10 protein-coding genes are annotated in these 12,089 nt (G+C 61.1%); 2 read left to right on the top strand and 8 right to left on the bottom strand.

Annotated features, from left to right (window positions below; genetic code table 11):
- Positions 1-215 precede the first annotated feature (215 nt).
- The 6 genes from J3P76_RS00885 to dibA form a co-directional block, all read right to left on the bottom strand.
- Positions 216-1,205 carry a sulfate/molybdate ABC transporter ATP-binding protein gene (locus J3P76_RS00885; protein WP_434675692.1) on the bottom strand — a complete coding sequence of 330 codons (990 nt, stop codon included), beginning with the start codon at positions 1,203-1,205 and terminating at the stop codon, positions 216-218.
- Between the two features lie 3 nt (positions 1,206-1,208).
- Entirely contained in the window at positions 1,209-2,078 is an 870-nt protein-coding gene (gene cysW, locus J3P76_RS00880; RefSeq protein WP_434675691.1) for a sulfate ABC transporter permease subunit CysW, read from the bottom strand.
- Between the two features lie 13 nt (positions 2,079-2,091).
- The gene (cysT, locus tag J3P76_RS00875; protein WP_434608463.1) at positions 2,092-2,910 is read right to left on the bottom strand and encodes a sulfate ABC transporter permease subunit CysT; all 819 of its coding nucleotides are present in this window, start codon (positions 2,908-2,910) and stop codon (positions 2,092-2,094) included.
- A gap of 147 nt (positions 2,911-3,057) precedes the next feature.
- Positions 3,058-4,071, bottom strand: a complete 1,014-nt coding sequence (locus J3P76_RS00870; RefSeq protein ID WP_434561330.1) for a sulfate ABC transporter substrate-binding protein — start codon at positions 4,069-4,071, stop codon at positions 3,058-3,060.
- Positions 4,072-4,198: 127 nt separating this feature from the next.
- Entirely contained in the window at positions 4,199-4,381 is a 183-nt protein-coding gene (gene oscA, locus J3P76_RS00865) for a sulfur starvation response protein OscA (protein WP_030138496.1), read from the bottom strand.
- Positions 4,382-4,787: 406 nt separating this feature from the next.
- Positions 4,788-6,695: a phosphodiesterase DibA gene (gene dibA / locus J3P76_RS00860; protein ID WP_434675690.1), complete on the bottom strand. Its 1,908-nt coding sequence runs from the start codon at positions 6,693-6,695 to the stop codon at positions 4,788-4,790.
- A gap of 145 nt (positions 6,696-6,840) precedes the next feature.
- Here dibA and desA point away from each other — a divergent pair, with 145 nt between their 5' ends.
- Positions 6,841-8,025, top strand: coding sequence for a delta-9 fatty acid desaturase DesA (gene desA, locus J3P76_RS00855; protein WP_434608469.1), 1,185 nt, complete (start codon positions 6,841-6,843; stop codon positions 8,023-8,025).
- Positions 8,026-8,334: 309 nt separating this feature from the next.
- The gene (locus tag J3P76_RS00850; RefSeq protein WP_420767751.1) at positions 8,335-9,324 is read left to right on the top strand and encodes a GGDEF domain-containing protein; all 990 of its coding nucleotides are present in this window, start codon (positions 8,335-8,337) and stop codon (positions 9,322-9,324) included.
- A 41-nt stretch (positions 9,325-9,365) separates the two neighbouring features.
- Here the strand turns inward: J3P76_RS00850 and J3P76_RS00845 are convergent, their stop codons facing one another.
- Entirely contained in the window at positions 9,366-10,580 is a 1,215-nt protein-coding gene (locus tag J3P76_RS00845) for an HDOD domain-containing protein (RefSeq protein ID WP_434649374.1), read from the bottom strand.
- 165 nt (positions 10,581-10,745) lie between these two features.
- On the bottom strand, positions 10,746-12,023 hold the full coding sequence (gabT, locus tag J3P76_RS00840; RefSeq protein ID WP_434675689.1) for a 4-aminobutyrate--2-oxoglutarate transaminase: 1,278 nt from the start codon (positions 12,021-12,023) through the stop codon (positions 10,746-10,748).
- Positions 12,024-12,089: the final 66 nt, after the last annotated feature.

The raw sequence follows: 12,089 nt of genomic DNA, 5'->3' as shown, positions 1-12,089 counted from the left end.
ACTCTCACTTGCCTCCTGGCATGTCAGAGTCTAGGTAGGGTTTGGGTCAGGGGAAGGTTAAAAGTAGAACCAATCGAAGCAAGGCCTAGCGGGGTTATTCAGATTCGGATCGGGGCGTAGGCGGGTACGCCATCGCGAGCAGGCTCGCTCCCACACTGGATCTGCGCCATACACAAATCCCTGTGGGAGCGAGCTTGCTCGCGATGTTTTTGATCTTAAAGGTTGGAGACTTTCTGCCAGACCTTCGGCTTGAAGAACAACGTTTCGCCCTTCGACAACCCCACCAGGCTGTCGTGGTCCTTCACCACTTCGGCCTCGATCAGCTCGCTCTGGCCTTCCACTTTCAGGGTCACCCGCGTGGTGGCGCCCAGTGGACGAATGTCGCGCACCTCGGCGGCGTGGTGGTCCTCCAGTTCCGAGCGCGACAGCGAGACTTCGTGAGGACGGAACAGCACATGCCGGTCCTCACCCAAGTGCAGGCGGTTCGAATCCCCGAGGAAGTGATACACGAAGTCGCTGGCCGGGTTTTCGTAAACGTCGCCCGGCGAGCCGATCTGCTCGATCACGCCCTTGTTCATCACCACGATCCGATCGGCGACTTCCATGGCTTCTTCCTGGTCGTGGGTGACGAACACCGACGTCAGGTTGATGTCCTCGTGCAGCCGCGCCAGCCAGCGGCGCAGTTCCTTGCGGACCTTGGCGTCGAGGGCGCCAAATGGTTCGTCCAGCAGCAATACCTTGGGCTCCACCGCCAGGGCGCGGGCCAACGCGATACGCTGGCGCTGGCCGCCGGACAGCTGCTCGGGGTAGCGGTCGGCGAGCCAGTCCAGTTGCACCATGTTCAGCAATTCGTGGACCTTGGTCGCGATCTGGCTTTCGCTCGGGCGCTGGCCCTTGGGCTTCATGCGCAGGCCGAACGCGACGTTATCGAACACGGTCATGTGGCGGAACAAGGCGTAGTGCTGGAACACGAACCCGACGTTACGATCGCGCACATCGTGGCCGGACACGTCCTCGCCATGGAAGACGATGTTGCCCTGGTCCGGCGTCTCGAGGCCGGCAATGATCCGCAGCAAGGTGGTCTTGCCGCAACCCGATGGCCCGAGCAGCGCCACCAGCTCACCGCTCTGGATGTCCAGGCTGATGTCGTCCAGGGCCCGGAAGGCGTTGAAATTCTTGCTGACGTTACGGACTTCGATCGACATGACTTATTCCTCCGCGGCGCTGGCGCGCAGGCGGTTGATTCGGTTTTCGCTCCACTGCTTGAGCAGCAGGATGAAGAGCGCCAGGATCAGCAACAGGCTCGCCACGGCGAACGCGGCCACGTGGTTGTATTCGTTGTAGAGGATCTCGACGTGCAGCGGCAGGGTGTTGGTCACCCCCCGAATGTGCCCGGACACCACCGACACCGCGCCGAACTCGCCCATGGCCCGGGCGGTACACAGCACCACGCCATAGATCAGGCCCCACTTGATGTTCGGCACGGTGACATGCCAGAACATCTGCCAGCCATTGGCGCCGAGCAGGCGCGCGGCCTCTTCTTCCTGGGTGCCTTGTTCCTGCATCAGCGGGATCAGCTCACGGGCCACGAACGGCACCGTGACGAAGATCGTCGCCAGGACGATGCCCGGCAGCGCAAACACGATCTGGATGTCGTGATCCGACAGCCACGGCCCGAAAAGCCCCTGGGCGCCGAACATGAGCACGTAGACCAGGCCCGCGATCACTGGCGACACCGAGAACGGCAGGTCGATCAGCGTCACCAGCATGCTCTTGCCGCGGAATGAATATTTACTCACGCACCACGCGGCGCTCACGCCGAACACCAGGTTCAGCGGCACCGAAATCAACACCGCGAACACCGTGAGTTTGAGCGCCGATAAGGCGTCAGGCTCAAAGATTGCCGCGAAGAACGTCCCAAGGCCGGACTTCAAGCCCTGGGACACGACGACGAACAACGGCAGCAGCAGAAACAGCGCAAAGATCAGCCAGCCGAGGCCAATCAGCACGCGCCGCGACGTCGCGCTGCCGCGACGGGCGGCGTTGGTGGAAGCGGCGGAAATAGACGATTGGGACATGATTCGCGCCTCCTTATGGGGTTTCGATGCGCCGCTGCAGCAAGTTGATCAGCAGCAACAGGACGAAGGAAACCACCAGCATCAGCACGCCGATGGAAGTGGCGCCGGTGTAGTCGTATTGGTCGAGCTTGACCATGATCAGCAGCGGCAGGATCTCGGTTTTCATCGGCATGTTGCCGGCGATGAAAATCACCGAGCCGTACTCGCCCACGCCACGGGCGAAAGCCAGGGCGAACCCGGTCAACCAGGCCGGCAACAGCGCGGGCATCAGGATGTGTCGGAACACCTGCCAGGGTTTCGCCCCTAGGCAAGCAGCGGCCTCTTCGACCTCACGAGGAATGTCGGCCAGCACCGGTTGCACCGTGCGCACTACGAACGGCAGCGTCACGAAGGTCAGCGCCAGGGTAATGCCCAGCGGGGTGTAGGCGATCTTGAAACCCAGGTCGGTGGCGAACTGGCCAACCAGGCCGGTCGGCGCATACAACGCCGTCAGCGCGATACCGGCCACGGCGGTGGGCAGGGCGAAGGGCAGGTCGATCATCGCATCGATGACCTTGCGGCCGGGGAAGGTGTAGCGCACCAGCACCCAAGCCAGCAGCGTGCCGATCACGCCGTTGATGATCGCGGCACACAGCGCGGTGCCGAAGCTGAGCTTCAAGGCAGCCAGCACCCGCGGCGCCGAGATAATCGCCCAGAACTGATCCCAGGTGAGTTGGGCGGCATGCACGAACATCGCCGCCAGGGGTATGAGCACAATCAGACTGAGGTACACCAGGGTGTAGCCCAGCGTCAGCCCGAAGCCGGGTATGACGGGGGATATGCGACGCGACATAAAGGTCCTTGGTTGAGACTCACAGGGTGCGGAGCCTGTGGGAGCGAGCTTGCTCGCGAAAGCGGTGTATCAGGCAACATTGATATTGACTGTACGACCGCCTTCGCGAGCAAGCTCGCTCCCACATGAAATACGCTCTATTGCAGCTTACTGCGCCTGATAGATCTGGTCGAACACACCGCCATCGTTGAAGAATTTCGGCTGGGCAGTTTTCCAGCCGCCGAAGTCCTTATCGATGGTCACCAGCTCCACCTTCGGGAACTGGCGGGAATACTTGGCGGCCACGTCCTTGTCACGCGGGCGATAGTAGTTCTTCGCGGCAATTTCCTGGCCGGCCGGGCTGTACAGGTGCTTGAGGTACGCCTGGGCGATCTCGGCATTACCTTTTTTCTCGGCATTCTTGTCCACAACCGCCACCGGCGGTTCGGCGAGGATCGACAGCGACGGCACGACGATATCGAACTTGTCGGCGCCACCGTCTTCTTTCAGCGCCAGGAAGGCTTCGTTTTCCCAAGCCAGCAACACATCGCCCTGGCCGTTGTTGACGAACGTGATAGTCGAACCGCGGGCGCCGGTGTCCAGGATCGGCACGTGCTTGAACAGCGCTTGCACATATTCCTTGGCCTTGGCCTCGTCGCCACCGTTGGCTTTCAAGCCATAGGCCCAAGCGGCGAGGAAGTTCCAGCGAGCGCCGCCGGAGGTTTTCGGGTTCGGTGTGATGACCGACACGTCATCCTTGATCAGGTCGCCCCAATCCTTGATGCCCTTGGGGTTGCCCTTGCGCACCAAGAAGACGATGGTCGAAGTGTAAGGCGTGCTGGCATCTGGCAGGCGTGTTTGCCAGTCCGCTGGCAGGGATTTGCCCAGCTTGGCGATTTCGTCGATGTCGCCGGCCAGGGCCAGGGTCACCACGTCGGCGCGCAGACCATCGATCACCGCCCGGCCTTGCTTGCCCGAGCCGCCGTGGGACTGTTGGATCTTCACCGTGTCATCCGGATGCGCTTTCTTCCAGAAACTGGCGAATTCGGCGTTGTACTCTTGATACAACTCGCGGGTCGGGTCGTAGGACACGTTGAGCAGCTCGTAATCCTTGGCAACCGCGGAACCTGCAAAAACAGCGCTGGCCAGGGCGGCCAAGGCATAACGGCGAATCGACGACATGGTGAAAGCTCCTGGAATTCTGGTTTTTATGGCTTCTGGAATCGGATGGCTTGCAGCAAGGATCAGCCGCCTGCGACAGCGCCCACGCCACAGCCCCCCGGTCGGAGCTGCCGTAGGCGGCGATCCTTTAACTCGGTTTCTGACTCGGTTGCTGCAGGCGGAATTTTTCCTTGCGCTCGATCTGGACCACCTGCGCGTTGTGCACCGTGATTTCCACCGCGCCAAAGCGCAGGTCACGCAATGCGCTCTGGATCTCGCGCAAGATGGTTGCTTCGTCCTGGCCGTCAACGCTACGTAGGGATGCGCTCATGCTGCTGCTCCTTGTATGAATGCCTGGCAGTGGGCGGCACTGCTTGCGGCGTGGGAGCAATACTAGATAAAGCGGGATATTCTTAAAAAGACTATTTAAGAATTTTTATATAACCAAAATACCAAATCTAATTTGGCGTCCTACGATGGATCTGATCGTGGGTCTTTTCCCTGCCAAACCCTCGGAGATTTATCATTTGGAGACGAAGGAGGCGGCGGCGCCCGCTGAGGGATAGACCGACATCGAGGCAAGCTGAGCCGACGCCATCGTCGGATCGCCGCCCGGAGCAAGCTCGCTCCCACTGGAGTGCTGTGTCGAAACGAATCTCAAGGTCAAAGCCAATCCAATGTGGGAGCGAGCCTGCTCGCGATGGCGGCGTATCAGTCAACATCACTGCCACTGGTGATCAGGCAATCACCGGCGCCCGATCCCAATCCAACTGCGACGCAGCCACCGGCCGGCCAAACCAATATCCCTGCCCCAGCTCACACGCCTGGCCCAGCAGAAACGCCGCTTGCTCCTGTTGTTCAATGCCCTCGGCATGCACCTGCATGCCCATGCTGTGAGCCAGGGCGATGATCACGCGAACGATCGCCGCGTCATCTTCATCCCAGGGCAACCCGGCGACAAACCCCTGGTCGATCTTCAGTTTCTGCACCGGCAAACGCTTGAGCCGCAGCAGCGATGAATAACCCGTGCCGAAGTCATCGATGGCCAGGCGCACGCCCAATTCGCGCAAACGGTGCATTTGTTCCAGCGCGACTTCCGGGTCTTCCATGACTGCGCTTTCGGTGACTTCCAATTCGAGCAGGGCCGGGTCAAGGCCAGTCTCGTGCAGCACGCGGGCGACTTGCTCATACAATTCGCGACGTGCGAACAGGCGGCTGGAGACATTGACCGCCACGAACGACAGCACCACCCCGGCCTGCTGCCACTCTCCCATCTGGCGACAGGCCTGCTTCATGACCCAGGCATCGATCTGGGCGATCAGCCCCGTACGCTCGGCGATGGGAATGAACTCGGCCGGCGACACCAGCCCACGCGTGGGATGCTCCCAGCGTACCAAGGCCTCGACCCCGACCAGACGGCTGGTCGCCAGGTCGTGTACCGGTTGGTAATGCACACGCAGTTCGTCTTGCTGTAGCGCGCGTCGCAGCTCGAACCCGATCTCCACCCGCTGTTGGGCATGGGTGGTGAGTTCTTCGGTATACAAGGCATACCCATCGCGCCCACTGCTCTTGGCCTTGAACAGTGCCGAATCGGCGTTGCGCAGCAATTGCTCGGCGCTGAGAGCGTCGCCGGGAAACAGGCTGATACCGATGCTGGCGTTGATAAACAGCGACTGTCCGCCGAGCTGCAAAGGCTCTTTCAATACATCAAGGATGCGCCTGGCCAAGGCCGCCGCCTGCCCTGGCTGAGAACAATTTTCCACCACCACCGCGAACTCATCGCCGCCTAGCCGGGCCAGGGTGATGCCCGGCGCGAACAACCCGAGAAAGCGCTGGGCCACGCTTTTGAGTAATTCATCTCCCACGGCATGGCCGAGGCTATCGTTGATGTTCTTGAAGTGGTCGAGATCCAACAGCAGCAGCGCGCACCCACGCTTGTGAAGCTGCGCCGAAGCCACGGTTTGCTCGGTGCGGTCGCAAAAAAGCAGGCGATTGGGCAGGCCGGTCAGCGGGTCGTGATGGGCCAGGTGCGCCAGCTCATGCTCCGAATCCTTGATTGCACTGATGTCGGAAAACACCGCCACGTATTGACTGACTTCGCCCTCGTCATCGACAACGGCACGGATGGTCTGCCATTGCGGATAAATCTCTCCGCTTTTGCGGCGGTTCCAGATTTCGCCGCTCCATTCGCCACGGCTGGACAGCGAAGCGAACATTTCCCGGTAGAACGCCGGGCCATGCCGGCCGGACTTGAACAGGTTGGGTTGACGGCCCAGCACCTCGTCGCGGGCGTAACCGGTGATCGCCATGAACGCTGGATTGACATGCACGATCAGGCCTTGACGGTCCGTGACCAGGACCCCTTCGCGGGTGCAATCGAAGACAGCGGCGGCCTGGCGCAATCGCTCACGATCGACAGTGCCCTCGCCCCTGAGCAAACCACGCGCGATGCGCACCCGAGCCATGAAAATCAGCACGGCGCTGACCAGCGCCCAGGCATAACCGTTGATCAGTTGCCAGCGAAGCCGGTCGGCGGAATCATCGAAGAAACTGCTCAGTAAATAACCAACCAGCTGCAGCCAGGCAACGGATAGCAGAAGGTAAATCAATGCCCCGCGCATGGCGGTGCGTTGAGAGTTGGTCATGCGGCCGTCCATGTCCCTGTAATTTGCGGGGATTATAAAGTAAGAAACATCCTGCCACTCTTATCTGAAAGGCCGACTGGTTTTCTCCCTCGGGCTGGTGATAATGCAACGGCAGTTTCTATTTTTATCGAGGGCCCTACAGCCTATGTGGTACGAAGGTTTTCTTGGCTTGTCGCCCTGGTCGCTGGTGGCAGTCACCCTGCTGATGACCCACGTGACGATCATCAGCGTCACGGTCTACCTGCACCGTTATTCGGCTCACCGTTCCCTGGAACTGAACGCCGGTCTCAAACATTTCTTCCGCTTCTGGCTGTGGCTGACCACGGCGCAGAACACCCGCGAGTGGACGGCCATCCACCGCAAGCACCACGCCAAATGCGAAACCGAGGATGACCCTCACAGCCCGGTCGTCAAAGGCTTGTCCACGGTGCTGCGCAAAGGCGCCGAGCTGTACCGCGCCGAGGCGCAAAACCTGGAAACCCTGCGCATCTACGGCAAGAATTGCCCCGACGACTGGATCGAACGCAACCTCTATAGCCGTTTCCCGTTGTTGGGCGTAGCGATCATGGGCGTCATCGACCTGCTGCTTTTCGGCACCATCGGCATCACCATCTGGGCCATCCAGATGATGTGGATTCCTGTCTGGGCCGCTGGCGTGGTCAATGGCCTGGGCCATGCCGTGGGCTATCGCAACTTCGAGTGCCGCGACGCGGCGACCAACCTGGTGCCATGGGGCATCCTCATCGGCGGCGAAGAACTGCACAACAACCACCACACCTACCCCAACTCGGCCAAGCTGTCGGTGCGCAAATGGGAATTCGACCTGGGCTGGGCCTGGATCAAGGTCTTCAGCTTCCTGCGCCTGGCGAAGGTTCAGCGGGTCGCGCCGATTGCCCACCGGGTCGAAGGCAAGGGCCATCTGGACATGGACACCGCCATGGCGATCCTCAACAACCGTTTCCAGATCATGGCCCAGTATCGCCGGCTGGTCATCGCGCCGCTGGTCAAGCAGGAACTGGAAAAGGTCGATCACTCGGTCCGCCATCAGTTCCATCGGGCCAAACGCCTGCTGTCCCGGGAAACCAGCCTGTTGGATGACCGCCACCATGTGCGTATCCAGAACATGCTGGAGCATAGCCAGGCGCTGAAGGTGATCTACGAAAAACGCCTGGCCTTGCAGCAGATCTGGGTCAAGACCAGCAGCAACGGCCACGACATGCTCGCCGCCATCAAGGAATGGGTCCACGAAGCGGAAGCCAGTGGCATCCAGTCCCTGCGCGACTTCGCCGACCAGCTCAAGACCTATTCGCTGCGCCCTGCCACGGCCTGACACCGATGTGCGCGGCGGGGAGGTTGTTGTGGCGAGGGGATTCATCCCCGCTGGGTTGCGCAGCAGCCCCAAGACAGCGATGTAGTTATTTCTGACACACCGAGGCAACTGGTCTCAGGGCTGCTGCGCAGCCCAACGGGGATAAATCCCCTCGCCACAGGTTGGGAGCCGTCATCCCCCCGCCCTTCGTCGCCTGAAAAGGAACTTCGCCAGCAATCCCATATCTCAAGAGCACTTCGCCATCCTGGCGGGCTTTGGAGTGAGCGCGTGCAAATCCATAGCAATGCACGTTCCTTGAGATTTGTGCCGATGGTCGATAAGAACCTACAGGATTCATCCCAGCCGCATTGGCCCGAAGCGGCCCAGACACTCATGGCGCTGATGCACGCCCAGGGCGAAGTTGCGCGCCTGAGCGAGCGGGAGCAGCTGTTCAGTTCGCTGTTGGTCAGCGTCAACGCGGTGCTGTGGGCATTCAATTGGGAAACCCGGCAAGTACTGTACGTCAGCCCGGCTTACGAGCGGATTTTCGGCCGGCCTGCGGGCCTGGTGCTGGCCGACTACAACGAATGGCGCGACGCCATCTACCCGGACGACCTGGACTACGCCGAGCGCAGCCTGGCGGAAGTGCTGGTCAAAGGCGCCGTCGAAGATCGCGAGTACCGGATCATCGCCGCCGATGGCCAGATTCGTTGGCTCAGCGACAAATGCTTCATCAACCGTCAGGCTGATCCGGGCCAACCGGTGATCGTCGTCGGCATTGCCGAAGACATCACCGAGAAAAAGCTGCTCGAAAGCGAACTTCAGCGCCTGGCGACCACCGACGTACTGACCCAGAGCAGCAACCGCCGCCACTTCTTCGAATGCGCCCATCGTGAATTTGAGCAGGCACGGTTGCAAGGCACCCCCATGGCGTTCCTGCTGCTCGACATCGATGATTTCAAGTTGATCAACGATACCTACGGCCATCAAGAAGGCGATACGGTATTGCAGAAGATCGCAGAGAGCGGACGCAGCGTGCTCAGGCGCGGTGACTTGTTCGGGCGGATCGGCGGTGAAGAGTTCGCCGCTGTGTTTCCAGGCTGCCCACCGGACATGGCGCTGCAGGTCGCTGAACGCCTGCAACGGGAAATTCAACGCCTGGCGTTCCGCTGTGGCGAGCAAAACTTCGGCATCACCGTCAGCCAGGGCCTGACCGGTATCACCGCCGAAGACCAGACCCTCGACAGCCTGTTCTCCCGCGCCGACGCGGCCATGTACGAGGCCAAGCGTCAGGGGAAGAACCGCATCATCGCAGTTTGATCAGACTTCACCCCTCGCTCCCACAGGGTTAAGCACTGGTTTTACTGACGGCGCAGCCGCATCAATTCCGGCAGCCCGATCTTCAACAATCGCGCCGTGCGGCCCCGAGCCAGTTCTTCCAGGCCTTGCTGGGATGGCAGATGGGCCAGTTGCGCGGCCATGTTCATCACCAGCGCCTCGCGGGAATAGACCCCGCCACCCAAGCCATAGACCGCTGCGATCAATTCCCGCAGCTCCAGCGGCAGCCGCCAGCGGGCGCGCAGTGCCGAGCCGAAGCCAGCGCCGAACGCTTCGAGCGAATCCCCGACCTCCTCGGGCTCATCCAGCTCACCACCGGCTTGCTTCCACTCTTCCAGACAGCGCAACAGCGCCAAGTCGCCCAAGCGATGCAACAGGCCGGCGCAATAGCAGCGCTCCTGATCCAAGTCGAGCAGGCGGGCCATGGTCCGGGCGTACTCGGCGGTGTGCAGCGACAATTCCCAATACCGTTCGGCATAGTCCGCCAGGCAAGGGACACTCAGCCGGGCACAGCGCTTGAGCGTCAGGCCGAGAATCAGATTCATGCTTTGCCCGGTACCGAGCTGGTGCAACGCCTGGGCTACGGTCTGTACGGGGCCGCCGCCCTGGTGCTGGGCAGCACTGTTGGCCGCGGCGATCAGCACTGCGGTGATCTGCGGGTCGGTGCGGATCTCATCTTCCAGCAGTTTCAGATCCAGCCCACCGGGATTGAGGCTACGCTTGATCGCCACTTGCACATCGGTCATCAACGGCGCGCCTTCGGCCAGATCCCGTCGACGCTCCAGGAAAGTCGCCAATGTCAGCGCTGGTCCTGGGATGGGCGCGGCATTGGAGGTGTCTTCACCACTCAAGAGCAGCCCTTGCAGGCGCTGGGTCAGGTTTTCCCGGTTCAAGGGTTTGGTCAGGTACGCCGCCGGCGCCAGCGGCAATACCTCCCGCACGCTGGCGCTGTCGTTGCGCTGGCTCACCAGGATGAATGGCAACACGGGGGAGCGGCGCTGCTGACGCAAACCGCGCAAGATGCTCAAGCCATCGACGCCCGGCAGTTCCCAGTCGGCGATGACCAAGTCGTATGGGTCTTGGGCCAGCAGCTCCAGCGCCTGCTTTCCTTCGCCACAGGTCTGCACCCGGGCGTCGCAACGCACCTCTGACACCGCTTGCTCCAGCAATTCTCTAGACGCTGGATCGGCCTCGGCAATCAATACGCGCGGTCCAGCGGGTAAATCCACAGCCGTCATGCCGTATCACTCCCTTGCAATACATGCACCTTAGACAATCGCGGCCGTTCCAGACAGCTCAACAACACCAGCCCCCTTCCTCGGGGTATGAAAAAACCCGCCGAAGCGGGTTTTTTGTGGATCAGCGCACAGCTCAGCGCTCTTGAAAATCAGAGCTCGTAAAAATCAGAGCTCGGAGAAGCATTCTTCGATGATCGCCAGGCCTTTGTCCAACTGCTCGTCCGGCGAGGTCAGCGGTACCAGCACCCGCAGGACGTTGCCGTAGGTGCCGCAGGACAGCAGAATCAGGCCCTTGTCCCGGGCCTTGGCCACAACCTGGGCCACTGCCGCAGCGTTCGGCTTGTGGGTGTCGCCATTTTCGAACAGCTCCACGGCAATCATCGCGCCCAGGGCACGCACTTCGCCAATGACCGGGTATTTCTTCTGGATGGCCTTGAGGCCGGTCACCAAGCGCTCGCCAACGGCCTTGCAGCGATCCAGCAGATGTTCTTCTTCGAACACCTCCATCACCGCCAGCGCGGCGGCACAGGCAATCGGGCTACCCGCGTAGGTGCCGCCCAGGCCGCCCGGTGCAATGGCATCCATGTATTCGGCCTTGCCACAGACACCGGCCAACGGGAAGCCGCCGGCGATGGACTTGGCGAAGGTAGTCAGGTCGGCGGCAACGCCCATCTGCTCCATGGCGAAGAAAGTTCCGGTACGGCCGGCACCGGTCTGCACTTCGTCAGCGATCAGCAGGATGCCGTGTTGGTCGCACAAGGCGCGCAGGCGCTTCATGAACGCTTTCGGCGCCACATAGAAACCACCCTCGCCCTGAACCGGCTCGATGATGATGGCGGCAATGTCGCGTGGCTCGGCATCGTTCTTGAAGATGCGCTCGATGCTGGCGATGGAGTCGTCGATGCTCACACCATGCAATTCGTTCGGGTAAAGCGCGCGGAAGATACCGCCGGGCATCAGGCCCATGCCGGCCGAGTACGGTACGACTTTACCGGTCAGGCCCAGGGTCATCATGGTACGACCGTGGTAAGCGCCGGTGAACGCGATCACACCGGCACGGCCAGTGGCGGCGCGGGCGATTTTCACGGCATTTTCCACCGCTTCGGAACCAGTGGTGACCAGCAAGGTTTTCTTTGCGAAGTCACCAGGAACCTTGGCGTTGATTTTTTCGCACAGTTCCACGTACGGCTCGTAGGCCAGGACCTGGAAACAGGTGTGGGTCAGCTTGTTCAGCTGCTCGGTCACGGCGGCGATGATTTTCGGATGCACGTGGCCGGTGTTCAGCACGGCGATGCCGCCGGCGAAGTCGATGAATTCGCGACCTTCAACGTCCGTTACGGTAGCGTTCTTTGCCGATTCGGCGAAGATCGGGTGGATCTGGCCGACGCCACGGGGAACAGCGGCGGTACGGCGGGCCATCAAGTCAGCGTTAGTCTTGCTCATTTACAGTCCTCATTCGCAGCTCAGGGCGGCGTGTCTCAAGGAATACATGGCGGGGAGACAACTGCG

This window comes from Pseudomonas sp. D1-36 (assembly GCF_051132205.1).
GTDB lineage: Bacteria > Pseudomonadota > Gammaproteobacteria > Pseudomonadales > Pseudomonadaceae > Aquipseudomonas.
This window is presented reverse-complemented; position numbering and strand designations above follow the sequence as displayed.

What these genes read in the sequence shown, in the direction of transcription:
- J3P76_RS00885 (WP_434675692.1), bottom strand. Translation starts at nt 1,205, where the DNA reads ATGTCGATCGAAGTCCGTAACGTCAGCAAGAATTTCAACGCCTTCCGG.
- cysW (WP_434675691.1), bottom strand. Translation starts at nt 2,078, where the DNA reads ATGTCCCAATCGTCTATTTCCGCCGCTTCCACCAACGCCGCCCGTCGC.
- cysT (WP_434608463.1), bottom strand. Translation starts at nt 2,910, where the DNA reads ATGTCGCGTCGCATATCCCCCGTCATACCCGGCTTCGGGCTGACGCTG.
- J3P76_RS00870 (WP_434561330.1), bottom strand. Translation starts at nt 4,071, where the DNA reads ATGTCGTCGATTCGCCGTTATGCCTTGGCCGCCCTGGCCAGCGCTGTT.
- oscA (WP_030138496.1), bottom strand. Translation starts at nt 4,381, where the DNA reads ATGAGCGCATCCCTACGTAGCGTTGACGGCCAGGACGAAGCAACCATC.
- dibA (WP_434675690.1), bottom strand. Translation starts at nt 6,695, where the DNA reads ATGACCAACTCTCAACGCACCGCCATGCGCGGGGCATTGATTTACCTT.
- desA (WP_434608469.1), top strand. Translation starts at nt 6,841, where the DNA reads ATGTGGTACGAAGGTTTTCTTGGCTTGTCGCCCTGGTCGCTGGTGGCA.
- J3P76_RS00850 (WP_420767751.1), top strand. Translation starts at nt 8,335, where the DNA reads ATGGTCGATAAGAACCTACAGGATTCATCCCAGCCGCATTGGCCCGAA.
- J3P76_RS00845 (WP_434649374.1), bottom strand. Translation starts at nt 10,580, where the DNA reads ATGACGGCTGTGGATTTACCCGCTGGACCGCGCGTATTGATTGCCGAG.
- gabT (WP_434675689.1), bottom strand. Translation starts at nt 12,023, where the DNA reads ATGAGCAAGACTAACGCTGACTTGATGGCCCGCCGTACCGCCGCTGTT.